General features: G+C 71.1%; 18 protein-coding genes. 15 read left to right on the top strand and 3 right to left on the bottom strand.

Annotated features, from left to right (window positions below; all coding sequences use genetic code 11):
* The first annotated feature begins 65 nt into the window (after positions 1-65).
* The 3 genes from J2847_RS21355 to J2847_RS21345 all read left to right on the top strand — a co-directional run bounded on the left by J2847_RS21355 (position 66) and on the right by J2847_RS21345 (position 4,440).
* Positions 66-2,681 carry a methyl-accepting chemotaxis protein gene (locus tag J2847_RS21355; RefSeq protein WP_209780858.1) on the top strand — a complete coding sequence of 872 codons (2,616 nt, stop codon included), beginning with the start codon at positions 66-68 and terminating at the stop codon, positions 2,679-2,681.
* A gap of 190 nt (positions 2,682-2,871) precedes the next feature.
* Positions 2,872-3,189: a hypothetical protein gene (locus tag J2847_RS21350; protein ID WP_325169456.1), complete on the top strand. Its 318-nt coding sequence runs from the start codon at positions 2,872-2,874 to the stop codon at positions 3,187-3,189.
* A gap of 243 nt (positions 3,190-3,432) precedes the next feature.
* Positions 3,433-4,440 (top strand): MDR family oxidoreductase, encoded by a 1,008-nt coding sequence (locus J2847_RS21345; RefSeq protein WP_325169455.1) that lies wholly within the window; start codon positions 3,433-3,435, stop codon positions 4,438-4,440.
* 120 nt (positions 4,441-4,560) lie between these two features.
* On the opposite strand, the gene J2847_RS21340 is transcribed toward J2847_RS21345, so the two are convergent.
* Positions 4,561-5,301 carry a FadR/GntR family transcriptional regulator gene (locus J2847_RS21340; RefSeq protein WP_209780857.1) on the bottom strand — a complete coding sequence of 247 codons (741 nt, stop codon included), beginning with the start codon at positions 5,299-5,301 and terminating at the stop codon, positions 4,561-4,563.
* 267 nt (positions 5,302-5,568) lie between these two features.
* Here J2847_RS21340 and J2847_RS21335 point away from each other — a divergent pair, with 267 nt between their 5' ends.
* From J2847_RS21335 to J2847_RS21315, 5 genes are all read left to right on the top strand, one after another.
* The gene (locus J2847_RS21335) at positions 5,569-6,807 is read left to right on the top strand and encodes an ABC transporter substrate-binding protein (protein WP_209780856.1); all 1,239 of its coding nucleotides are present in this window, start codon (positions 5,569-5,571) and stop codon (positions 6,805-6,807) included.
* A 39-nt stretch (positions 6,808-6,846) separates the two neighbouring features.
* Complete coding sequence (locus J2847_RS21330; RefSeq protein ID WP_209780855.1) at positions 6,847-8,088, top strand: MFS transporter; 1,242 nt, start codon at positions 6,847-6,849, stop codon at positions 8,086-8,088.
* Between the two features lie 41 nt (positions 8,089-8,129).
* Entirely contained in the window at positions 8,130-8,969 is an 840-nt protein-coding gene (locus tag J2847_RS21325) for an enoyl-CoA hydratase/isomerase family protein (RefSeq protein ID WP_209780854.1), read from the top strand.
* Entirely contained in the window at positions 8,966-10,414 is a 1,449-nt protein-coding gene (locus J2847_RS21320; protein WP_209780853.1) for a class I adenylate-forming enzyme family protein, read from the top strand. Before J2847_RS21325 ends, J2847_RS21320 begins: the two co-directional genes overlap by 4 nt.
* Before the next feature lie 187 nt (positions 10,415-10,601).
* On the top strand, positions 10,602-11,012 hold the full coding sequence (locus J2847_RS21315) for a Fur family transcriptional regulator (RefSeq protein ID WP_209780852.1): 411 nt from the start codon (positions 10,602-10,604) through the stop codon (positions 11,010-11,012).
* Between the two features lie 95 nt (positions 11,013-11,107).
* On the opposite strand, the gene J2847_RS21310 is transcribed toward J2847_RS21315, so the two are convergent.
* Complete coding sequence (locus tag J2847_RS21310) at positions 11,108-14,278, bottom strand: efflux RND transporter permease subunit (RefSeq protein WP_209780851.1); 3,171 nt, start codon at positions 14,276-14,278, stop codon at positions 11,108-11,110.
* Between the two features lie 16 nt (positions 14,279-14,294).
* Positions 14,295-15,515 carry an efflux RND transporter periplasmic adaptor subunit gene (locus J2847_RS21305; protein WP_209780850.1) on the bottom strand — a complete coding sequence of 407 codons (1,221 nt, stop codon included), beginning with the start codon at positions 15,513-15,515 and terminating at the stop codon, positions 14,295-14,297.
* Between the two features lie 199 nt (positions 15,516-15,714).
* Between J2847_RS21305 and J2847_RS21300 the strand changes: the two genes are divergently transcribed.
* The 7 genes from J2847_RS21300 to zwf all read left to right on the top strand — a co-directional run bounded on the left by J2847_RS21300 (position 15,715) and on the right by zwf (position 23,178).
* Positions 15,715-16,443: a TetR/AcrR family transcriptional regulator gene (locus tag J2847_RS21300; RefSeq protein WP_325169454.1), complete on the top strand. Its 729-nt coding sequence runs from the start codon at positions 15,715-15,717 to the stop codon at positions 16,441-16,443.
* Between the two features lie 63 nt (positions 16,444-16,506).
* Complete coding sequence (locus J2847_RS21295) at positions 16,507-17,337, top strand: universal stress protein (protein ID WP_325169453.1); 831 nt, start codon at positions 16,507-16,509, stop codon at positions 17,335-17,337.
* Positions 17,338-17,522: 185 nt separating this feature from the next.
* Complete coding sequence (locus J2847_RS21290) at positions 17,523-18,194, top strand: TetR/AcrR family transcriptional regulator (RefSeq protein WP_209780849.1); 672 nt, start codon at positions 17,523-17,525, stop codon at positions 18,192-18,194.
* A gap of 90 nt (positions 18,195-18,284) precedes the next feature.
* Positions 18,285-18,773: a MarR family winged helix-turn-helix transcriptional regulator gene (locus tag J2847_RS21285; RefSeq protein WP_209780848.1), complete on the top strand. Its 489-nt coding sequence runs from the start codon at positions 18,285-18,287 to the stop codon at positions 18,771-18,773.
* Complete coding sequence (locus J2847_RS21280) at positions 18,770-20,092, top strand: multidrug effflux MFS transporter (RefSeq protein WP_209780847.1); 1,323 nt, start codon at positions 18,770-18,772, stop codon at positions 20,090-20,092. Before J2847_RS21285 ends, J2847_RS21280 begins: the two co-directional genes overlap by 4 nt.
* Positions 20,093-20,205: 113 nt before the next feature.
* The gene (locus J2847_RS21275; RefSeq protein ID WP_209780846.1) at positions 20,206-21,474 is read left to right on the top strand and encodes an ROK family transcriptional regulator; all 1,269 of its coding nucleotides are present in this window, start codon (positions 20,206-20,208) and stop codon (positions 21,472-21,474) included.
* A gap of 195 nt (positions 21,475-21,669) precedes the next feature.
* Positions 21,670-23,178, top strand: coding sequence for a glucose-6-phosphate dehydrogenase (gene zwf, locus J2847_RS21270; protein ID WP_209780845.1), 1,509 nt, complete (start codon positions 21,670-21,672; stop codon positions 23,176-23,178).
* The last annotated feature ends 116 nt before the right edge of the window (positions 23,179-23,294 follow it).

The raw sequence follows: 23,294 nt of genomic DNA, 5'->3' as shown, positions 1-23,294 counted from the left end.
GTCGTTCCGGCGTGGGCCGCCCTCCGTTCCATCAACCCGAACCCGCCCATGGGGACAGCGCCCGCATGACCACCGCCCTTCATACCCCGCCCCGCGCCGGTTTCCGGTTCGGGGTGCGCGCCAAGCTGATGCTGGCCTTCGCCGGAATGGCCGGCATGACGGTCGCCGCCAGCGTCGTCGGGCTGACCTCCTTCTCGGCGGTGGAGGGGCCGCTGGCCCGGATCGTCGGCACCAGCCTGCCGGAGATGGAACTGGCGACCCGGTTGTCGGGGGAAAGCGGTGTTCTCGCGGCGGCGGCGCCGACCCTGGCCTCGGCGGAAAGCCAGCAGGAGCGGGAGACGCTGAACGCGGGCATCATGGAGCGGGCCAGGGGACTGCTGGCCCTGGTCGACGAGCTGGGCACCCGGCGCCCCGGCGATCCCCTGCTGCCGGCGGTGCGCGACAAGGCCAAGGCACTGATCGCGACGCTGGAGACGGAGGACGCCGCCGTCGATCGCCACCTGACCGTCCGTGCCAAGCGCGAGGAGACGATGGGGGCGGTCGCCAAGGGCTACGACGCCTTCCTGGTGGCGCTGAAGCCGCTGGTCGAGGGGGCCGGCGTCACCCTGCGCGCCAGGGGCGACGCGCTCGACGCCGGCACCGAGGAGCGGATGTCCGTCCTGTCCGAGGCGCTGCGCGCGCTGATCGCGCTCTACGACCTGCGCGGCGACATCCTCGCCGCCACCGAGGCGATGAGCCGGGCGGGAACCGCTCCCACCGTGTCCGCCATCACCCAGAACCAGCAGGCGTTCCTGGAATCCTCGTCGCAGGCGACCACCGCCGTCGACGGCCTGCGCGAACGGCTCGGCGCCGAGACGGCCGGGGCGCTCGACGCCTTCTTCCAGCTCGGCTACGGCCAGGAGAGCGTCTTCGACCTGCGCCGCGCCGCGATGGACGGGCCGGAGGGCGGGCGGTCCGCGCTCGACCAGCGCATCCTCGCCCGGCTGGCTGACGCGCGCATCCGCTCGGGCGTGCTGCTGGAACAGCTCCAGCCGCCTCTGCGCGCGGTGAAGTCCGAGATCAAGCGGGCGAACTTCGAGGTGCGCTCGCAGATCCAGGAGTCCATGACCGACCTGCTGGGCAACGGGCTCGACCGCTTCCGTGCCTTCCTGGAACTCTCGACCCAGGGCGACGCCGTGACCAGCGCGCTGAACGAGGCGGCCCTGGCCCCCGACGAGGAGCGTCTGGCCGTGCTGGAGCGCCGCCACGCCGCGGCATCCATGGCGCTGGCCGCCCGGCTGGCGCGGGTCGGGCGCGGCGGCGGGAGTGAAGGTGAGGGCGATGTCCGCGGTCTGGCCGCCGCCGCCGAGGCGCTCGCCGTCTTCGGCCGGGGCGAGGCGAGCGTCTTCGCCCTGCGCCGGGCCGAGCTGGCCGCCCAGCGCGAGAACAACGGCGTGCTGGCGCAGAGCCGCAAGCTGGCCGAGGAGTTCGCCGCCACCGTCGACCGCCAGATCGCCGCGATGAAGGCCGAGGCGGACAGCGCCGCCGCCGGGGCGACCGCCGCCATCGATTCCGGCCGCCTGATGCTGGTCCTGTTCGCCGCCGCCAGTTTGGTCGTCGCCGTGGCGCTGGCCTGGTTCGTCGCCGGACGCGGCATCGCGTCGCGCGTCGGGCAGCTCTCCGACGCCATGCGCGCCATCGCCGGCGGCAGGCTGGACACGCCCATCCCCAACGCCGGCGCCGACGAGATCGGCGACATGGCCCGCGCCCTGACCATCTTCCGCGACACCGCCAACCAGGCCCGCGAGGCCGACGCGCGGGCCGAGGCCGAGCGCGGCCGCGCCGCCGGCGAGCGCCGCCGCGCCATGGTCGAGATGGCCGAGACCTTCGAGAGCAGCGTGCGCTCGGTGCTCGACCGCGTGTCGCGGGCGGCCGGCGAGATGCAGGACATGGCCCAGCGCATGAGCCGCAACGCCGAGGCGACCACCGGCGAGGCGGCCACCGCCGCCAGCACCTCGCAGCAGGCCGAGGGCAGCGTCAAGGCGGTCGCCGCCGCCACCGAGGAGCTGTCGGCCTCGATCCAGGAGATCGGCTCCCAGGTCACGGCGTCGAGCCGCATCGCCCGCAAGGCCGCCGACGACGCCGAGCGCACCGACCGCACGGTCGAGGGGCTGGCGCAGAGCGCCAACAAGATCGGCGAGGTGGTGCAGCTCATCCACAACATCGCCAGCCAGACCAACCTGCTGGCGCTCAACGCCACCATCGAGGCGGCGCGGGCGGGCGAGGCCGGCAAGGGCTTCGCCGTCGTGGCGAGCGAGGTCAAGAGCCTTGCCAACCAGACCGGTCAGGCGACCGAGGAGATCTCGGCCCAGATCGCGGCGATGCAGGCGGTGACGCGGGAGGCGGTGGACGCCATCCGCTCCATCGCCGGCACCATCGGCGACATCAACGAGATCGCCGCCACCATCGCCGCCGCGGTTGAGCAGCAGAGCGCCGCCACCCGCGAGATCGCCCGCAACATCGGCGAGGCCGCCGATGGCACCCAGCATGTCCGCTCCACCATCGACACGGTGGCGCGCTCGGCGGTGGAATCGGGCGAATCGGCCGGGCGCGTGCTGACCGCCTCCTCGACGGTGGCCGACGAGGTGCGTTCGCTGGGCTCCCAGGTCGACACGCTGGTCGGCCGCATGCGGGCGGGGTGATGCCTCCCTTGCGCCGCGCCGCTACCGCTTTCGACGGGGTGGACAGCCTCCTGTTGCCTCAACATGTTGAAACTGTAGGATTCACGGCAGCGAGTGCGCAAAAATGTCCCAACCGGGCAAACGTCAGCCTGAGCATAAAGGGGAAAGCCTGCGGTTCAGGCCGGCTTTGGAAAGCGCCAGGGAGGACAGTGTGGGCACCGGACGTGTGATTCGTGGTTTGGGCGTGGCGGTAATGGCGGTCGCCGCTTCTCTGGTCCTTGCGGCTCCGGCTTCGGCCCATGACCACAAGCGTGGTCATGGGCATGGCTACGGGCACCACAAGCACCACCGCGACCGGCCGGTCGTTGTCTATGAGGCGCCGCCGCCCGTCGTGGTCATGCAGCGCCCGCCGGCCGTGGTCTACGCCCCGCCGCCGCCCCGCGTCGTCTACGCGCCCCCGCCGGCGGTCGTCTACGCGCCGCCCCCGCCCTCGGGCGTGAGCGTCCAGATGAACTTCCCGTTCCGCTGAACATCCTCGTTTCATCCGTCCGTTCCGGGCCGGCCGCGCGCAAGCGGGCCGGCCCTTTTCGTTTGCCGGTTCGCCGGCGGGGCGTGCCACGGCAAGAGACCGACGGATATTTGTTTGACAAATAGAGGGTCCGACGTCATCGTCGGAATCAGCTGGGGTGGGAGCCTCGCGGCGACGGGCGTTTCCGCCCGGACGCGCTCCATGCCCCGCCCGCCATTCTCCTTGCTGAAGGGACATGCCACCGTGAAAGCCACCGTGACCGAACGCTTCAAGGCCTTTGTCATCGAGGACGTTGACGGCAAGCCCAAGGGCGCCTTCAAGCAGATCTCCCGCGCCGACCTGCCGGACAACGACGTGCTGGTCGAGGTCGCCTACTCGACGGTCAACTACAAGGACGGGCTCGCCGTCAGCGGCAAGGGCCGGATCGCCCGCAAGCTGCCGCTGGTGGCCGGCATCGACCTCGCCGGCACGGTGGTGGAATCGCGCTCCCCGGACTGGACGCCGGGCGACCGCGTCGTCGTCAACGGCTGGGGCCTGTCGGAGACGCAGAACGGCGGCTACAGCCGCTACCAGAGCGTCAAGCCGGAGTGGCTGATCCGCCTGCCCGACGCCTTCTCGCTGGAGGAGGCGATGGGCATCGGCACCGCCGGCTACACCGCGGCGCTGTGCGTCGAGGCGCTGGAAAGCTGGGGCGCCATCAAGCCCGGCGGGGCGGAGGTGCTGGTCACCGGGGCCGCCGGCGGCGTCGGCTCGGTGGCGGTGGCGCTGCTCGCCAAGCGCGGCTACGCGGTGACGGCCTCCACCGGACGCCCGGAAACCCACGAGTATCTGCGCGGGCTCGGCGCCACCAGCTTCGTCGAGCGCGCCGCGCTGGCCGAGAAGGGCGGGCCTTTGCAGAAGGAGCGCTGGGCCGGCGGCGTCGATTCGGTCGGCGGCACGACGCTGGTCAACGCGCTGGCGCAGACCGTCTGGGGCGGCGCCATCGCCGCCTGCGGACTGGCCGGCTCGGCCGACCTGCCCGGCACGGTGATCCCGCACATCCTGCGCAGCGTGACGCTGATCGGCATCGATTCGGTGATGGCCCCGGCCGACCGCCGCGCCGCCGCCTGGGCGCGTCTGGCGCGCGATCTCGACCGCAAGCACCTTGCCGCGATGTACGAGGTCCATCCCTTCGACGCGCTGCCGGGGCTGGCGGAGCGGATCGTCGCCGGCCAGATCCGCGGCCGCGCCGTCCTCGACCTGACCGCCTGATTGGCGCGACCTTTGGCAGGTTAGACCCCCACCCATCCTCCCCCGCTCTCGGCGGACCTTCGGTCCGCCGAGAGCGGGGGCAGGACCCGCCAAAGGCTGTGCCTGTCGAACCGGGTTCGGTCAGCCGGCGCGTTCGGCGCGGCGGTCGAGCGCGTCGCGGTAGCGGTCGCGGGTGTAGGCGACCAGATCGCCCAGAGCGGCGACGCCAGCCTCCGCGTCGCGGCTTTCCAGCGCGCCCAGGATGCGCTCGTGGAAGGCGACGATGGCCTGACGCTCGCGCACCCGGAAGATGATCATGTTGCTGACCGGCTGAAGCGCCTCGACCACGGCGTGCATCAGGAAGGACAGCAGCGAGTTGCCCGCCGCGTCGACCAGCGCGCGGTGGAAGCGCACGTCGGACGCGCAGAACTCCTCGTCGGTCAGGGATACGTCGCGCTGGCGCGCCAGCTCCGCCCGCATCGCCTCCAGCTGGGCGTCGGTGCGCGCCGTCGCGGCCAGCCGGCAGCAGATGCCCTCCAGCTCCAGCCGGGCGGTCGCCATGTCGTCGAGCTGGATGGCGCCGGCCGCCACCATCAGCGTCGTCGCGTTGGCGAGCGACAGCGCCGCGTCCTCCGGCGCCGGGCTCGCCACGAAATTCCCGCCGGTGGGCCCGCGCCGCGAGCGGATCAGGTGCTGGGCCGCCAGCCGCTTCAGCGCCTCGCGCACCGTCGGGCGCGACACCTTGAAGCGCTGGGCCAGCTCCTCCTCGGTCGGCAGCCGCTCGTCCTCCTGCAACCGACCGTCCATGATCGCCGCCCGCAGCGTGTCGGCGATCTGCTTGGCGGCACTCGTCGTGACGACGTTCTCGAACTCCACCGGCATGGCCGTCCGTCCTTCCCTTCCCGCAAGCGGTCCCAGCTTGGCAGGATACATGGGCGCGCGGGCCGCAAAAAGACATCTTTTTATTCGTTTGACAAATGTCGGTTTGTGGGGCCAACTGTCCCGACCCAGACATAAAAGAGCGGGGCCGTGGGCTCCGCCGCCCATCGCCCGCCCCAGTCCCCGGACCGCCCCGGCTCCGGTGCCGGCGGCATCCGCCCCCGTCACTTCCGGGGAGCGGCGCGATCGGTCACACCATGGGAGGAAAGCATGCGTCCTTTCGCAACGGCCGCCCTGACGGCCCTGTCGGTCCTCGCCGCCCCCATCGCCACCTTGCCCGCCGCCGCGCAGGATCTGCCGGTGTTCCGGGTCGGGGTGCTGAACGACCAGTCCGGCCTCTATTCCGACATAGCCGGCTTCGGCTCGGTCGAGGCGGCGCGGATGGCGGTGGAGGATTTCAAGCCCGAGACCAAGGGCTTCCGCGTCGAGATCCTGGCCGCCGACCACCAGAACAAGACCGACGTCGGCGCCGCCGTCACACGCGCCTGGTTCGACCAGCAGGGGGTGGACGTGGTGGCCGACGTGCCGACCTCCTCCATCGCGCTCGCCGTCTCGGAGATCGCCAAGGCCAAGGACAAGGTGTTCCTCGTCGCCAGCGCCGGCACCTCCGACCTCACCGGCAAGGCCTGCACGCCGAACAACGTGCACTGGACCTACGACACCTGGGCGCTCGCCAACGGCACCGCCAAGGCGGTGATCGGGCAGGGCGGCGACAGCTGGTACTTCCTGACCGCCGACTACGCCTTCGGCCATTCGCTGGAGCGCGACGCCGCCGAGATCATCAAGGCCAACGGCGGCAAGGTTCTGGGCACGGTGCGCACGCCCTTCCAGACCCCCGACTTCTCCTCCTTCCTGATCCAGGCGCAGAGCAGCCGGGCCAAGATCATCGCGCTCGCCAACTCCGGCGGCGACACGGTGGCCTCGGTCAAGCAGGCGGCCGAGTTCGGCATCACCAGCGGCGGCCAGAAGCTGGCCGGGCTGCTGGTCTTCCTGACCGACGTCCATTCCATCGGGCTGGAGACGGCGCAGGGTCTGCTGCTGACCGAAGCCTTCTACTGGGACATGAACGAGGCGACGCGGGCCTGGACCAAGCGCTTCGTCCAGCGCACCAACGGCCGCTACCCGACGATGAACCAGGCCGGCACCTACGCGTCGGTGCTGCACTGGATGAAGGCGGTGGCGGCGATGCCCGACAAGAAGGCGGCGCGCTCCGGCCGCGAGGCGGTCACGGCGATGAAGGCGCTGCCGGCCGACGACCCCCTGTTCGGCAAGGGCAGCATCCGCGCCGACGGCCGCACCATCCACGACATGTACCTGTTCGAGGTCAAGAAGCCGTCGGAGTCGAAGGGCCCCTACGACTATTACAAGCTGGTGCAGACGATCCCCGGCGATCAGGCCTTCCGGCCGCTCGCCACCTCGGAATGCCCGTTGGTGGCCGCCAGCAAGTGAGAGCGGAAAACCAATAGGAACGAGACGAGAGGCCGACCGATGGACGCCGTTCCCCTCACCGCCGCCAAGGGCCGGACCGCCAAGGGCAAGGCCGCCTCGCTGGTCCTGCTGCTGGTCGCCGAGGTGTCGGCGATGTCGGTGTGGTTCGCCACCACCGCCTCGCTGGCCGACATCAAGGCGCATTGGACGCTCGGTCCGTTCCACGAGGCGCTGCTGACCAGCAGCGTGCAGGCCGGCTTCGTCGTCGGCACGCTGGTCAGCGCGCTGCTCAGCCTGCCCGACCGCCTCGACCCGCGCCGGCTGTTCGCCGCCAGCGCGCTGGTCGCGGCGGTCGCCAACCTCGCCATCCTGGCGCTCCAGCCGACCGACCCGCTGCTGCCGGTCCTGCGGCTGGTCACCGGCATGTGCATGGCCGGGGTCTATCCGGTCGGCATGAAGCTGGCGGCGACCTGGGCGGAGCGCGACCTCGGGCTGCTGATCGGGCTGCTGATCGCGGCATTGACGCTGGGGTCGGCCTCGCCGCATCTGCTGGCGGTGCTGGGCGGGGTGGACTGGCGGGTGCCCTACGTCGCCGCCTCGGCCGGCGCGCTGCTGGCGGCGGTGACGGTGTGCTTCGTCGGCATCGGGCCGCACGTCGCCAAGGCGCCGCCGCTGCGGCCCGGCAACGCGCTGGAGGCGTGGCGGAACTATCCGCTGCGCCTCGCCAACCTCGGCTATCTCGGCCACATGTGGGAGCTGTACGCCATGTGGGCGTGGCTGGCCCTGTTCCTCAACGAGAGCTTCGCCCTGGTCATGCCGGACGGCGGAGGGCCGGCGGCCAAGCTCGCCACCTTCGCCATCGTCGGGGCCGGGGCGCTGGGCGCGCTGGGCGGCGGCTGGTGCGCCGACCGCTGGGGACGGACGCTGGTCACCTCGGTTTCCATGCTGGTCAGCGGCGGCTGCGCGCTCGTCATCGGCTTTTTGTTCGGCGGGCCGCCCTGGGCGATCGTCGCCGTCGGGCTCGTCTGGGGAATCAGCGTCATCGCCGATTCCGGCCAGTTCTCGGCGACGGTGGCCGAGCTGTCGGACCGCTCGCTGATCGGCACCATGCTGACGCTACAGACCTGCCTGGGCTTCCTGCTGACACTGGTCAGCATCCATCTGGTCCCCTACGCGGTGGCCTGGGTCGGCTGGCGCTACGCCTTCGCCGTCCTCGCCATCGGGCCGCTCCTCGGCACGCTGGCGATGCTGCGGCTGCGCGCCCATCCGGCGGCGGTCCGCATCGCCAACGGCCGCCGCTGATGGCCGCCCTCTCTTCACCCCATCCTCAGGAAAGCGACGGCATGACCTACGACACCATCCGCCTGGAGGCGCGCGGCGAGGTCGCGTGGCTGGTGCTGAACCGGCCGGAGCGGCTGAACGCGATGAGCCAGACCATGCTGGACGAGATCAACGCGGCGCTCGACGCGGTGGCGGCCGATGACGGGCTGCGCGCGCTCGTGGTCACCGGGGCGGGCAGTGCCTTCTCCTCCGGCTTCGACCTCAAGGACCAGATGGAACTGCGGCCGCAGGGCGTCGGCCAGTGGCGCGGCCTGCTGCGCAAGGACTTCGACACGGTGATGCGCTTCTGGCATTTCCCGAAGCCGACCATCGCCGCCGTCAACGGCCATTGCCTGGCCGGCGCCTTCGAGCTGGCGCTGGCCTGCGACGTGACCGTCGCCGCCGACCACGCCCTGTTCGGCGAGCCGGAACTGAAGTTCGGCGCCGGCATCGTGGTGATGCTGCTGCCCTGGATCGTCGGGCCGAAACTGGCCAAGGAGATCATCATGACCGGCGCCGACCGCATCACCGCGGAGCGGGCCGAGCGCATCGGCATCGTCAACCGCGTCGTCCCCGGCGCGGCTTTGGAACACACCGCCCTGACGCTCGCCCGCCACGTCGCCGCCGTCGATCCGTCGCTGATGCGCCAGACCAAGCACGCGCTGAACCGGACCTTCCAGATCATGGGCATGGGGGAGGCGCTGGAGGCGGCGCTCGACATCGACCTGCACATCGAGGGCGAGGGCTGCCCCGACAAGATCCGGTTCATGGAGGTCGCCCGCCGCGAGGGGCTGCGCGCGGCGCTCGCCTGGCGCGACGCCCGTTTCCCGGCGGAGGATTGGACGGACGGGGGCAAGGCATGACGACGCGACCGGACGCGCCGCCGCCGCTGGCGGCCCTGCTGCTCGACGCCTTCGCCGCCGGGCGCGACCCCCGCGTCGAGGATCCGGCGCGGACCCTGCGGGCCGCCGAGCTGTCCGCCCACGCCGGCACCGTGGCCGAGCGGCTGCGCGCCGCCGGCATCCGGCCGGACGAGCCGGTGATCGTCCGGGTCGAGAGCAGCGCCGCCGATCTGGCGAGCTTTCTCGGCGTCTGGCTGGCCGGCGGCGTGGTGGTGCCGCTGCACGCCCGCGCGCTCGACGCCACCGCCCGCGACATCCGCGGGCGCACCGGGGCGCGGCTGACGGTCGACGGGACGACGGGCGAACTGGCCGCCGGGGGAGATCCGCCGCCCGCCCGGCCGCTGCTGCGCGGCGCCGCGCTGGTCATCTTCACCTCCGGATCGACGGGCGCGCCCAAGGGCGCGGTTCTGGGGCATGAGCGCTTCGCCGGGAAGATCCGCGCCCTCCAGGCGATGCTGGGCTTCTCCGAGAACTCGGTCGTGCTGCTGCCGTTGCAGATCACCTTCATCTTCGGGATCTGGGTCGGGCTGCTGGCGCTGGCGTCGGGCGCCCGGCTGCGCATGATGCCGCGCTTCACCCCGGCCCTGGCGCGCGCGGCGCTGGCCGACGGGGCGACCACCGCCGCCTTCGTGCCGACGATGATGCGCGCCCTCTTCGCCGACGCCGGGGGGGCTGGGGAGGCACCGGCCCTGCGCCAGATCCTCACCGGCGGCGAGCCGCTCGGCGGCGGGCTCGGCCAGCGGATCGCCGCCGCCTGGCCACGGGCCGGGGTGTTCGACCTCTACGGCCTGACCGAGACCGGCTCCTGCGACTTCTGCCTGTCGCCCGGCGATTCGGCGGCCGGGCAGGGGACCATCGGCCGGCCGACCGGCGGGGTGGAGCACCGCATCGCCATCGCGGAGGGCGGGGCCGGCGCTGATGGCGGAAATGGCGGGGTGGGCGAGCTGCTGATCCGCAGCCCCTTCGGCATGCTGGGCTATCTCGACGACCCGGAGCTGACGGCGGCCTCCTTCGCCGACGGCTATTTCCGCACCGGCGATCTGGCGCGGCAGCGGCCGGACGGCCTCGTCGAGCTGGCCGGGCGGTCCAAGGAGTTGATCTCGCGCGGCGGCAACAAGGTGGCGCCGCTGGAGATCGACCGCCTGTTCGCCGCCCACCCCGACGTCGCCGCCGCGCTCGCGACCGGCGTGCCGGATCCCCTGCTGGGCGAGCGCATCCATGTGCTGCTGGTGCCGCGCCCCGGCGCGCGGCTCGACCGCGACGCCCTGCTGGCCTGGGCGGCCGGGCGGATCGAGCGGTTCAAGCTGCCGGACGCGCTGCACATCGGCGAGGATCTGCCGCTCGGCCGCACCGGCAAGGCCGACCGCAACGCCCTGCGCCGGTCGATTCTGGAGGATGGCGCCTGACGCCCCGCGACTGACGCCTCCGACTCCGCCGAACGGACTATGCGGATCGCCGTGCGGAAGCCCGGCCGGGAGTCTTTTCGGCCGGATTCACTTTTTTGCATGAAAGCCGGCCCCCTTCCAACCGTCTTATCTGAAGTGGCGGAATCCTGGTCGGGCTTCCGTCCGGGCGGGATGGGAGAGGGATGGAATGAAGAGCCTGGAGCAACGCTGCGTCGAGCACGGCTTGTCGATGGGCCGAAAACGCCGGCTGATCATCCGGGTGCTGAGCGAGGCGGAGGGGCATCTGAGCGCGGCCGACCTGCACCGGCGGGTGGTGGCGCTCGACCGCTCGATCAGCCTCGCCACGGTCTACCGCACCCTGACGATCTTCGAGGAGATCGGGGTTCTGAAGCGGCTGGATTTCGGCGACCGGACGATGCGCTACGAGGAGGCGGACAAGACCCCGCACGACCACCTGCTCGACATGACCGACGGCGGGGTGGTGGAATTCCAGGCGCCGGAGGTGGCGGCGCTGCTGGCCGAGGTCGCCGACCGGCTGGGCTACCGGTTGAAGGGCTACCGGCTCGACCTCTACGCGACGCCGGTGGCGGACCGCTAGGCAGGTCCGGAGCGGAGTCCGGCCACGGGCTCCCCCACCCTGCCCCTCCCCCGCCGGGCGGGGGAGGGGCAGGGTGGGGGCATGCGGCGCCCCCGTTACGGCTGGTGGACGGGCTCCGCCGCGCCCGGCGCGTCGCCGGGGCCGGTTTCGCCGGAACCCTTGGCCGACCGGCGCACGAACAGGCGGTAGACGGCGACGAAGAAGACCGGGACGAACACCACGCCCAGCACCGTCGCCGCGATCATGCCGCCCATCACGCCGACGCCGATGGCGTTCTGGCTTTCCGAGCCCGCGCCGCTGCTGATCGCCAACGGCAGCACGCCGAGGATGAAGGCCAGCGACGTCATGATGATCGGGCGCAGGCGCTGGCGGCAGGCCTCGATCGCCGCCTCCTTCAGCTCCATGCCCTCGTCGTAGAGCGCCTTGGCGAACTCGACGATCAGGATGGCGTTCTTCGCCGACAGGCCGATGGTGGTCAGCAGGCCGACCTGGAAATAGACGTCGCTCGGCAGTCCACGCAACTGCGCTGCCAGCACCGCGCCGATGACGCCGAGCGGCACCACCAGCATCACCGAGACCGGCACCGACCAGCTCTCGTAGAGGGCGGCGAGGCACAGGAACACGATGATCATCGACAGGGCGTAGAGGGCCGGCGCCTGCGAGCCGCTCAGCCGTTCCTCGAAGGACAGGCCGGTCCATTCGTAGCCGATGCCCGGCGGCAGCTTGGCGGCCATCGCCTCCATCTCGGCCATCGCCTCGCCCGAACTGATGCCCGGCGCGGCCGAGCCCTGGAGGTTGACCGATGAGGCGCCGTTGTAGCGCTCCAGCTTCGGCGAGCCGTAGGTCCAGCGCGCCGTCGTGAAGGCCGAGAAGGGCACCATCTGCCCGGCGTTGTTGCGGACGTACCAGCGGTCGACGTCGGTCGGCTGCATGCGGAACGGCGCGTCGGCCTGGAGATACACCTTCTTCACGCGGCCGTTGTCGATGAAGTCGTTGACGTAGGTCGAGCCCCAGGCCGCCGACAGCGTCGTGTTGATGTCGCCGAGCGACAGGCCGAGCGCGCTCGCCTTCTCGCGGTCGACCTCCAGCCGGTATTGCGGCGTGTCCTCCAGCCCGTTGGGGCGGGTGCCGACCAGCTTGGGATTCTGCGCCGCCATGCCGAGGAGCTGGTTGCGCGCCTGCATCAGCCGCTCGTGGCCGAGGCCGGCGCGGTCGACGAGCTGCATGTCGAAGCCGGTCGCGTTGCCGAGGCCGGGCACCGAGGGCGGCAGGAAGGCGAAGACCATCGCGTCCTTCACCGCCGACAGCGCGCCCATGGCGCGCCGCGCGATGGCGGCGGGCTTGCGTTCCGGCGCCTCGCGCTCGCTCCAATCCTTGAGCCGCACGAAGGCCATGCCGGCGTTCTGGCCGCGGCCGGAGAAGTTGAAGCCGACGATGGTGAACAGGCCCTCGACGCTGTCCTTCTCCTTCTCCAGGAAATGGGCAGTGACGGCGCGGGCGGTCTCGGTCGTGCGCTCGATGCTGGCGTTGGGCGGCGCCGACCACAGGACGAAGAGCTGCCCACGGTCCTCTTCCGGCAGGAAGGAGGACGGCATCTGTAGGAACAGGTAGGCCAGCCCGCCGAGGATCAGGACATAGGCGAGGCCGAAGCGGACCAGCCGCGTCACCGACCCGCGCACGCCGCGCAGGTAGACCCGGCTGCTGGCGTCGAAGCCTCGGTTGAACAGGCCGAAGGGGCCGCGCTTGCCGTGGTGGTGGCCGGGCTTGATCGGCTTCAGGATGGTGGCGCAGAGCGCCGGGGTCAGCACCAGGGCCACCAGCACCGACAGCCCCATCGCCGAGACGATGGTCAGCGAGAACTGGCGGTAGATGGCGCCGGCCGAGCCGCCGAAGAAGGCCATCGGCACGAACACCGCCGACAGCACCAGCGCGATGCCGATCAGGGCGCCGGTGATCTGGTCCATCGACTTGCGGGTCGCCTCGCGCGGCGGCAGGCCGTCCTCGCTCATGACGCGCTCGACATTCTCGACCACGACGATGGCGTCGTCGACCAGCAGGCCGATGGCCAGCACCATGCCGAACATGGTCAGCGTGTTGATCGAGAAGCCGAAGGCCGAGAGGATGCCGAAGGTGCCGAGCAGCACCACCGGGACCGCGATGGTCGGGATCAGCGTCGCCCGGAAATTCTGGAGGAAGACGTACATCACGACGAAGACGAGGATGATCGCCTCGAACAGCGTCTTGACGACCTCGTGGATCGAGATCTTGACGAAGGGCGTCGAATCGTAGGGGTAGATGACCTCCAGCCCGGCCGGGAAGTAGGCCGCCAGCTCGGCGACGCGGGCCTTGACGGCGGCGGCGGTGTCGAGCGCGTTGGCGCCGGTCGCCAGCTTGATGCCGAGGCCGGCCGCCGGGTTGCCGTTGTAGCGCGCGGTGATCTCGTAGGTCTCGGACCCGATCTCGATCCGCGCCACGTCGCGCAGCCGCACCTGCGAGCCGTCGGGGTTGACGCGCAGCAGGATGCCGCCGAATTCCTCGGGCGTCTGCATGCGGGTCTGGGCGGTGATGGTGGCGTTGATGCGCTGGCCGGGGACGGCGGGCGCGCCGCCGAGCTGGCCGGCGGAAACCTGGGCGTTCTCGGTCTTGATCGCCGCGGTGATGTCCAGCGTGGTGAGCTGGTGGCTGTTCAGCTTCTCCGGGTCGATCCAGATGCGCATGGCGTGCTGGGGACCGAAGACGGTGACGTCGCCGACGCCGCCGACGCGGCTGATGGTGTCCTGAAGGTTGGAGGACACGTAGTCGGCGATGTCGCCCTGGGTCAGCCGCCCGTCGGTCGACACGAAGCCGACCACCATCAGGAAGTCGTTGCCCGCCTTCGACACCTGGAGGCCGCGCTGCTGGACCTCCTGCGGCAGCAGGGGCACGGCGAGTTGCAGCTTGTTCTGCACCTGCACCTGGGCGATGTCGGGGTTGGCCTCCGGCTCGAAGGTCAGGGTGATGTTGACGTTGCCCGACGAATCGCTGCTGGAGGACATGTAGCGGAAATGGTCCAGCCCGGTCATCTTCTGCTCGATGACCTGGGTGACCGTGTCCTCCAGCGTCTTGGCCGAGGCGCCGGGATAGCTGGTGGTGATCGACACCGTCGGCGGCGCGATCTTCGGGTACTGCTCGACGGGAAGGCCGAGGATCGCCAGGGCGCCGGCCATCATGATGACGATGGCGATGACCCAGGCGAAGACCGGCCGGTCGATGAAGAATTTCGACATGGTTGCGGCTCCCGGCTTACGGCGCCTTGGGCGCGGGCTGGGAGGGCTGGGCGGAAGCAGGCTGTCCGGAGGCGGGCAGGGCGGCCACCGTGCTCGGCGCCGGAACCGGCTTCACCTCGGCGCCCGGCTTCAGTTTCTGCAAGCCCTCGACGACGATGCGCTCGCCGGCGGTCAGGCCTTCCGACACCAGCCAGGCGTTGCCGACGGCGCGCTCCGTCCTGATCGGGCGCAGCGTGGCCTTGTTGCCGTCGCCGACCACCCAGACCCGCGCGCCGCCATCCGGTCCGCGCGACACCGCCGCCTGCGGCACGGTGATCGCCCCGTCGGCGACCCCCTGCTCGACCTGCGCGCGGACGAACAGGCCGGGCAGCAGCTCCTGGTTGGGGTTGGGGAACACGGCCCGCAGCTGGACCGAGCTGGTGCCCGGATCGACGGTGACGTCGGAGAATTGCAGCTCGCCGCGCTGCGGGTAGGGGCTTTCGGCGGCGTTCAGGAACAGCGTGACCGGGATCTTGCCGGGCTCGGCCGGGCGGATGCGGCCGCTCGCCATGTCGTCGCGCAGGCGCATCAGCTGCGTCGCCGTCTGCGTCACGTCGACGTAGATCGGGTCGAACTGCTGGACGGTCGCCAGCGCGGTGGCCTGGTTGGCGGTGACGAGCGCGCCCTCGGTGACCGCCGACTTGCCGATGCGGCCGGAGATCGGCGCGTAGACGCGGGTGTAGTCCAGGCTGATGCGGGCGAGGTTGTAGGCGGCCTTGGCGGCGGCGACCTGCGCCTCGTTCTGCTTCAGCGAGGCCTGCGCGTCGTCGAAGTCCTGCTTGCTGACGACGCTGTTGCGCACGAGGTCGTTGTAGCGCGACGCCTTGTTGCGGGCCGCCTGCAAATTGGCCTCGGCCTTCTGCACCTCGGCCTGGGCGCTGGCCAGCGACGCCTCGTAGGTCGCCGGGTCGATCTGGTAGAGCTGGTCGCCGGCCTTGACGTCGCTGCCCTCGCGGAAGAACCGCTTCAGCACGATGCCGCTGACCTGCGGCCGGATTTCCGCCACCCGGTAGGCGGTGGTGCGGCCGGGCAGCTCGGTCGTCACCGTCAGGCGCTGCGGCGTGACGGTGGCCACCGCGACCTCGGCCGGTCCGGCCTGCGGCGGGCCGCTGGTCTTCGCCTTCTGCTGGCACCCGGCGAGCGCCACGGCCAGCGCGGCCGCCACGGCCAGGGACAATGCTGTGTTCGCTCTCGACATCTGCTTCCTCGTCAGGCGCCCCCGCCGCGCGAAGGGCGCTGGGGCGATGTGCGGCGGGACCTCAACAGGGCGGGAGCCGGAGACCCCGGACGCCCGAAACTTGCACTCGAAACAAACCGCTTTTCTTAGTACTGTCTCATACAGTACACTGTACTCGACGATACATTCAGATCGACCCATCGCGCAAGGGGGGTTCGCAGTGGCTGATACGGACCGGCCTGCCGAAATCGTCGCGGAAATCGACGCCCGGCCGCCTGATTTTCATCCGGCCGATCTTCATTCCTCCGATGTCCGCCCACGGGGCTGGGCGCGCTGCCGCGCCCTGCTGGACGCGGCGGCGGCGCTGTTCGTCGAGAAGGGCTTCGCCGCCACCTCGCTGACCGACATACTGGAGCGGGCCGGCGGCTCGCGCACCACGCTCTACCGGCATTTCGGCGACAAGGAGGGGCTCTTCCGCCGCATGATGGAGGAGCATTGCGCCCGTGTCCTCAATGGGATGGCGGCTCCCGCCGCTGCGACGGGAACGCCGCGGGACGATCCGGAGGAACGGCTGAACGAGTTCGGCCTGCACATCGCCCGCACCCTGGCGGCACCCGAGACGATGGCGATCCTGCGAACGCTGGTGTCCGAGGGCGGGCGCATCCCCGACCTGTCGCAGTCCTTCCTGCGCGCCGGCCCGGAGGAGACCAACCGGCGGCTGGCCGATTGCCTGCGCGGGCTCGCCGCGCTGGGGAGGATCCGCATCCAGGATGCGGACGTTGCGGCCCGCGCCTTCACCGGCATGATCACCGGCAATCTGCTGCTGAAGCGTCTGATCCTTCCCGCCGAACCGGTGGCGCCCGCCGAGTTGGAGCGCGAGGTCCGCGCCGCCGTCCGGATGTTCCTGCGCGGGGTCGGACCCGCGCCGGGCGTGCCGGCGACCGGGTGAGAGCGCCGCCCGGTCCGTTCCGCTCCCGATCTCCCCTTCACCCGCCGACAGAGGCCAAGGCCCGTGACTCCCAAGGACATCGTCGTTTTCATCGAGGAAGAGGACACGCGGATCAGCCGCATGGCCTTCGCGGCCGCGCTCGCCGAACGCTGGGGCGCCCATCTGATCGCGACCTTCGTCGCCAACCGGATCGAACTGCACCCGAGCAACGGTTTCGCCCGCGGCAGCGGGGTGGAGGCGCTGTTGCAGAAGCACCGCGCCGCCGTCCGCGACACCGAGACGCGCGCCCGCAAGGCGTTCGAGAGCCTGACCGACCGTGGCACGGTCTCCAGTGAGTGGCGCCTGTCGGAGAACGAGGACGGCGAGGCGCTGATGCTGCACGCCCGCCACGCCGACCTCGCCATCGTCGGTCCGCCCGCCCGCCCGGCGGGGCCGCGGCGGATGCTGAGCCTGTCGGAGGACGTGATCTTCGCGTCGGGCCGGCCGACCCTGCTGCTGCCGGCCGGCTGGCCGTCCAACCGGGTCGGCCAGCGCGTCATCGTCGGCTGGAACGGCAGCCGGGAGGCGGCCAACGCCATCGCCAACGCCATGCCCTTCCTGGTCGCGGCCGAGTCCGTGCATCTGGTGGTGGTGCCGGGCGCGCAGAACAGCCTGGGGGCGGAGCCCGGCGCCGACATGTCCCGCCACCTCGCCCGCCACGGGGTCGAGGTGGTGTTGGAGCAGTGTCCGGGGACGGACGCCGGCGGCATCCTGCTGGAGCGCGCCCGCAGCCTCGACGCCGACCTGCTGGTGATGGGCGCCTACGGACGCTCCAAGATCAGCGAGTTCGTCTTCGGCGGCGCCACCCGCACCGTCCTCGCCCGGGCCGACGTGCCGATCCTGCTGTCGCGGTAAGGGCTGGCACGCGAGCCCCCGCCCCGGCCTTCATCCGCTGGGCGGGGAAGGGCCGGGGCGGGGGCCAAGGATCGTTCTCCCGCCGGCGCGTCGATGACCTATCCCGTGCCGGTGTTCTGCATTAGCGTGCCGGCGTGTCACATGGCGGGCCGGAGGGGCCGGAATCCCGGTCGAAGGAAGACAGGATGAGCAGCAGCGACAAGGACTCTTCGACCGTCACGCCGCCCTGCGGCCCGACGGTCGGCCCGCGCGGGCTGGCGCGCCGTCAGGCGATCCTCGAAGCCGCGGCGCTCCTGTTCATCGAGAAGGGCTTCGAGAAGACGACGCTGACCGACATCATCAACCGGGCCGGCGGGTCGCGGGCGACCCTCTACGAGCATTTCGGCGACAAGGAGGGGCTGTTCCGCGCGATGATGGAGGAGAACAGCCTCCACATCCTGGAAGGGCTGTCGGAGGCCCAGGCCGACGATCTCGCCTCGCCCGAGGTCGGGCTGACCAAGTTCGCGCTGCGCTTCGTCCAGATCCTCCTCAATGACCGGACGGTCTCCATCGTCCACATCCTGGTGTCGGAGGGCGCCCGCATCCCCGACATCGCCGAATCCTTCTTCCACATCGGCCCGGAAACCACCATCCGCCGCCTGTCCGACTATCTGAAGCGCCTGTCGGACGCCGGGACCCTGCGCATCGACGACCCGGAGACCGCCGCCGAGGCCTTCATGGGAATGATCTCCGGGAACATCCTGTGGCGTCGGCTGATCCTGCCCGGTCGGCCGCTTCCCATGGAGGAGGTCGACCGCTACGTCCGGCGGGCGATCGCCCTGTTCCTGGACGGCGCCCGGCCCGCCGCGCCGGCCTGACGGTTCCAGTCCCGCGACGAAGAGGGGCGCATGCCAGCCCCGCCCGCCGAGCGGTTGCGTCATTTGATAAGGGTCCCTTATGAAATGACCATGGACGACGACATTCCCTTCGGCCTCGCGCTGATCGACGCCGCGCGGCTGCTGCGCGCGCGCTACGACCGCGCGCTGACGGATGCCCGGCTGGGGCTGACGCCCGGCGAGGCGCGCGCCCTCATCTACGCCCAGCGCCACCCCGGAGCGCGTCAGGCGGCGCTGGCCTCCGTCATGGGCGTCGAGCCGATGACCCTGGTCGGCTATCTCGACCGGCTGGAGGCGAACGGGCTGGTCGTGCGCGAGCCGGACCCGTCCGACCGCCGCGCCAAGACCGTTCGTCTGGCCCCGTCCGCCGAACCGTTGCTGGCCCGCGCCCTGGAGGTGCTGGGCGCTGCGCGGGAGACGGTGCTGGCCGACTTCACCCCCGGCGAGATCGCGGCCTGCAAGGCCATGCTGCTGCGCCTGCGCGCCCGGCTGCTGGATGACGAACGCCCAGGGAAACGCCCAGGGGAACGCTCCGCCCAGCGCCCAACGGAGACTCCATGAAACCGGTCATGTCGGAAATGCGCACCGCGGTCGTCGGCGCGCTGATCGTCACGCTCGGGCCGCTGAGCCTGTCGCTCTACACCCCGGCGATGCCGATGCTGGTGGAGGCCTTCGGCACCACCCCGGCGGCGGTGAAGCTGACGCTGAGCGTCTATTTCTTCGGTTTCGCCTTCTCCCAGCTCGCCTGCGGCCCGCTGTCGGACGCCTATGGCCGGCGGCCGGTGGCGCTCGGCTTCTTCGCCGTCTACGCGCTGGGCAGCGTCGTCGCGGCGCTGTCGGCCTCGATCGACTGGCTGCTCGCCGGGCGGCTGTTGCAGGGCGTGGGGGCGGCGGCCGGCATCGCCATCTCGCGCGCCATCGTGCGCGACCAGTTCACCGGGCAGAATTCGGCCCGCATCCTCAACCTGATCGGCCTGATGCTGGCCATCGCCCCGGCGATGGCGCCGACGCTGGGCGGCCTGATCCTGGGGACCGTCGGCTGGCACGCGATCTTCCTGGTGATGGCGGTCTATGGCCTGGTGGTGCTGCTGCTGTTCGCCGGGGTGCCGGAAACCAACGCCGCCCGCAACCCGGACAACGCCCGCCCGTCGCGGGTGCTGCGCAACTACGCCACCCTGCTGGCCGACCGGCGCTTCATGCGGGCCGGGCTGGTGCTCGGCCTGACGCTGGGCGGGCTCTACACGCTGGCCGCCCTGCTGCCCTTCGTCATGATCGAGACGGTCGGGATGACCCCGACCCATTTCGGCATGGCGATGCTGTTGCAGACCGGCTCCTACACGGCCGGCGCCGCGCTCAGCGGGCGTCTGCTGCACAAGGTGGATGCGCGGCGCCTGATTCCGGCCGGCCTCGCCCTCGTCCTGCTCGGCGCGCTCGGCTTCGCGGTGGGGCTGCGGCTGTTGCCGCCGTCGCTCGCCACCGTCATGGGGCCGGCGGCGCTGTGGGCCTTCGGCATCGCGCTGGTCATGCCGGGGGCGACCTCCGACGCGCTGGCCGGCTACCCGACCATCGCCGGGGCGGCGTCGGCGTTGACCGGCTTTCTCCAGATCGGCGGCGGCCTCGCCGGCTCCACCGCCGCGGCGCTGCTGTTCGCCAACCCCTTCGTGGCGCTGACCGACGTCATTCCGGGGATGGCGGTTCTGGCCGTGATCGCCCATGTCCTGCTCGGCGAAGGGGGCCGCCGAACGGCATCCGCCCCCGCTCCGGCCGACCTGGAGGTGGCGGTCGATCCGGCGGCGGTCCTCGGCGCCGGCGGCGACGAGATCGAGGCGGCGCTCGCCCGCCGTTCGGAAAAGGCTGCCGGCGGGCGCGGCCGGCCGTGACGGCGCCCGACGCCGGTGGTCATGCGGACGGTTGCGTTCAAGACGCTCACCCGGTTTCATGGATTCGGCCATAATGAACCGCAACGGACGGGCGGTCGGGGGAGGGTGTCGGGTTGTCCAACGTCATGTGCGTGAACAGCGCGGCCGGCGTCGTGGCGGGGGCCGGGGCAGGCCATGGAGCCGGGAACGGTCAGGGCAGCAACTCGGTCAACGTGCGCCAGTTCAATGAGCGGGTGATCCTCAACGCGCTGCGCCGGCTGGGGCAGGCGTCGAAGGCGGATCTCTCGCGCTCCGTCAACCTGACCAGCAACACCGCCGGCGTGATCGTCAAGGAGCTGGAGGAGCGCGGCCTGATCCGCAGCGAGGGCAAGCGGTCCGGTGCCCGTGGGCAGCCGGCGACCCTGCTGTCGCTCAACCCGGAAGGCGCCTACTCCATCGGGGTGAAGGTCGGCCGCCGTTCGGTCGACACGCTGCTGGTCGACTTCCGTGGCCATGTCGTCGAACGCCGCCACCACGAACGCGACTTCCCGATGCCGGAGGAATCGCTGGCGCTGGCGCTGGGCGACATCGCCGCGATGCGCGACGCGCTGCCTTCCGATGCCAAGGACCGCTTGGCCGGCATCGGCGTCGCCGCCCCCTACGACATGGGAAGCTGGCGGCGCGAGCTGGACATCCGCGTCGACGCCTACAGGGTGTGGAACGACGTGGACATCGCCGCCCGGCTCGGCGCTTCGACCGGCCTGCCGGTGTTCCGCGAGAATGATGGGACCGCCGCCGCCGTCGCCGAGATGTTCCGCGGTTGCGGCCGCGAGCTTCAGACCTTCGCCTATCTCTTCATCGGTTCGGCCATCGGCGGCGGGCTGGTCCTGAACGGCGAGTATTACCGGGGCGTCACCGGCAACGCCGGCGACATCGGGCTGATGCCGGTCGGGCCGTCGCGTCTTGCCTCCGCCCCGCGCCCGACCCACAGCTGCGACATCCTGCTGACGCGCGCCTCGATCAATTCGCTGATCCGCCATCTGCGGGCCAACGGCGTCGAGGTGGTCCTGCGCAGCGAGCTGGAGCGCGCCATCCCGCTGCACCCCGGTCTGGTGGCGGAATGGCTGGACGACGCCGCCGACGCGCTGGTGATGCCGCTGCTGTCGGCGGCCTGCCTGCTCGACGTCGAAGCCATCGTCATCGACGCCGACCTGCCGATGGAGGTGCGGCGCGACCTGGAATCCCGCCTCAACCGCTGCCTGGACGAGGCGGTGCCGGAGGCGCGCCGGCCGCCGCCGCTGCGGCTCGGGCAGGTCGGGCGGCAGGCGGCGGCCCTGGGAGCGGCGATCCTGCCGCTCCATCTCAACTACAGCCCGAGCCGGGAGATCCTGGTCAACCAATAGCCTGGACAGGCGGCCGGGCCGCGCGGCGAAGCTTTTGAATTCCGGACCGGATTCGCCGATGCGGTTGTCGTGGGCCGGACGCTGTGGCACGATGCCGCACAGGTGCCGGTGGTGACGCCGTCCTGTCCCTGCTGGCCGCCGGCCGACCGGTCGCGGCCACCGAACCCCCAAGATCGACCGGAGGGCCGAAGACCGATGCCGCACACCCGCACCGCCGCCGCCGCACCGCTGCCCGCCTTCGACTACACGGTGTTCGGCGGCACCGGCGATCTGGCGCTGCGCAAGCTGCTGCCGGCGCTTTATCTGCGCGACCGCGCCGGGCAGGTCGCCGCCGGCAGCCGGATCATCGGCGTGTCGCGCAGCGCGCTCGCCCCCTCCGACTACCGGGCGCGGGCCGACGCGGCGATCCGCCGCCATGTGGCGCCCGACGAGCTGGACGAGGGGCTGCTCGACCGCTTCCTGGCGCGTCTCGATTACGTGCCGGTGGACGCGACCACCGACAGCGGCTGGGGCGAGCTGGCTGGCCGGCTGGAAGGCCGCGACGGGCCGGTGCGCATCTTCTACCTTGCGACCTCGCCCAGCCTGTTCGGCCCGATCTGCGACGGGCTCCGCGCCGCCGGGCTGGTGACGCCGGACGCCCGCGTCGTGCTGGAGAAGCCGATCGGCCGCGATCTCGACTCCGCGCGGGAGATCAACGAACGGGTCGGCGCCGTCTTCGCCGAACCGCAGATCTACCGCATCGATCATTATCTCGGGAAGGAGACGGTGCAGAACCTGCTGGCCCTGCGCTTTGCCAATTCCCTGTTCGAGCCGCTGTGGAACGCCAACCACATCGACCATGTCCAGATCACCGTCGCCGAGACGGTCGGCGTCGAGGGGCGGGGCGACTATTACGATCATTCCGGCGCGTTGCGCGACATGGTGCAGAACCATTTGCTGCAACTCGTCTGTCTGGTCGGCATGGAATGCCCGATCTCGCTCGCCCAGGAATCGGTGCGCGACGAGAAGCTCAAGGTGCTGCGCTCCCTGAAGCCGATCGGCGAGGACGAGATCACAAGCTGCACCGTGCGCGGCCAATATCGCGCTGGCGCCGTTGCCGGCGGCGCCGTGCCGGCCTACGCCGACGAGGCGGGCATTCCCGCCGGCAGCGGCACCGAGACCTTCGTCGCGCTGAAGGTGGAGATCGACAACTGGCGCTGGGCGCGCGTCCCCTTCTACTTGCGCACCGGCAAACGCCTGCCGGCCAAGATGTCGGAGATCGTCATCCAGTTCCGGCCGATCCCGCACTCGATCTTTCCGCAGAGCGCCGGCGAGTTGCAGGCCAACCGTCTGATCGTCCGCCTCCAGCCGGACGAAAGCATCCGTCTGCATCTGATGACCAAGGAGCCAGGCCCCGGTGGCATGCGCGTCCGCCCGGCACCGTTGAACCTGAGCTTCGCCGAAACCTTCGGTGGCCGCTTCCCCGATGCCTACGAGCGCCTGCTGATGGATGTGGTGCGCGGCAACCCGACCCTGTTCATGCGCCGCGACGAGGTCGAAGCGGCGTGGCAGTGGGCCGAGGCGATCCTGGATGGTTGGAAAGCGCGTCATGACCTGCCGAAACCCTACATCGCCGGCACCTGGGGGCCGTCCCAGGCCATCGCCCTCATCGAGCGCGATGGCCGCACGTGGCATGAGGACGAAATCCCCAACGCTGCCTTCTGACGAAGAAAAATGCAGCGAGGGCGAAAAAAGCGCTTGCCGGGTTCGGTCTGTCCGCCTATAAAGCGCCTCCCGACGCGAACGACGCCGACGCGGTCCACGAGGACGGCAGGCAGCGA

It is taken from the genome of Azospirillum agricola, assembly GCF_017876095.1.
Taxonomy (GTDB): domain Bacteria; phylum Pseudomonadota; class Alphaproteobacteria; order Azospirillales; family Azospirillaceae; genus Azospirillum; species Azospirillum agricola.
This window is presented reverse-complemented; position numbering and strand designations above follow the sequence as displayed.

Coding starts and splice junctions, on each gene's coding strand:
- J2847_RS21290 (WP_209780849.1), top strand. CDS start 17,523: ATGAGCAGCAGCGACAAGGACTCTTCGACCGTCACGCCGCCCTGCGGC.
- J2847_RS21335 (WP_209780856.1), top strand. CDS start 5,569: ATGCGTCCTTTCGCAACGGCCGCCCTGACGGCCCTGTCGGTCCTCGCC.
- J2847_RS21280 (WP_209780847.1), top strand. CDS start 18,770: ATGAAACCGGTCATGTCGGAAATGCGCACCGCGGTCGTCGGCGCGCTG.
- J2847_RS21330 (WP_209780855.1), top strand. CDS start 6,847: ATGGACGCCGTTCCCCTCACCGCCGCCAAGGGCCGGACCGCCAAGGGC.
- J2847_RS21310 (WP_209780851.1), bottom strand. CDS start 14,278: ATGTCGAAATTCTTCATCGACCGGCCGGTCTTCGCCTGGGTCATCGCC.
- J2847_RS21355 (WP_209780858.1), top strand. CDS start 66: ATGACCACCGCCCTTCATACCCCGCCCCGCGCCGGTTTCCGGTTCGGG.
- J2847_RS21340 (WP_209780857.1), bottom strand. CDS start 5,301: ATGCCGGTGGAGTTCGAGAACGTCGTCACGACGAGTGCCGCCAAGCAG.
- J2847_RS21325 (WP_209780854.1), top strand. CDS start 8,130: ATGACCTACGACACCATCCGCCTGGAGGCGCGCGGCGAGGTCGCGTGG.
- J2847_RS21315 (WP_209780852.1), top strand. CDS start 10,602: ATGAAGAGCCTGGAGCAACGCTGCGTCGAGCACGGCTTGTCGATGGGC.
- J2847_RS21305 (WP_209780850.1), bottom strand. CDS start 15,515: ATGTCGAGAGCGAACACAGCATTGTCCCTGGCCGTGGCGGCCGCGCTG.
- zwf (WP_209780845.1), top strand. CDS start 21,670: ATGCCGCACACCCGCACCGCCGCCGCCGCACCGCTGCCCGCCTTCGAC.
- J2847_RS21320 (WP_209780853.1), top strand. CDS start 8,966: ATGACGACGCGACCGGACGCGCCGCCGCCGCTGGCGGCCCTGCTGCTC.
- J2847_RS21285 (WP_209780848.1), top strand. CDS start 18,285: ATGGACGACGACATTCCCTTCGGCCTCGCGCTGATCGACGCCGCGCGG.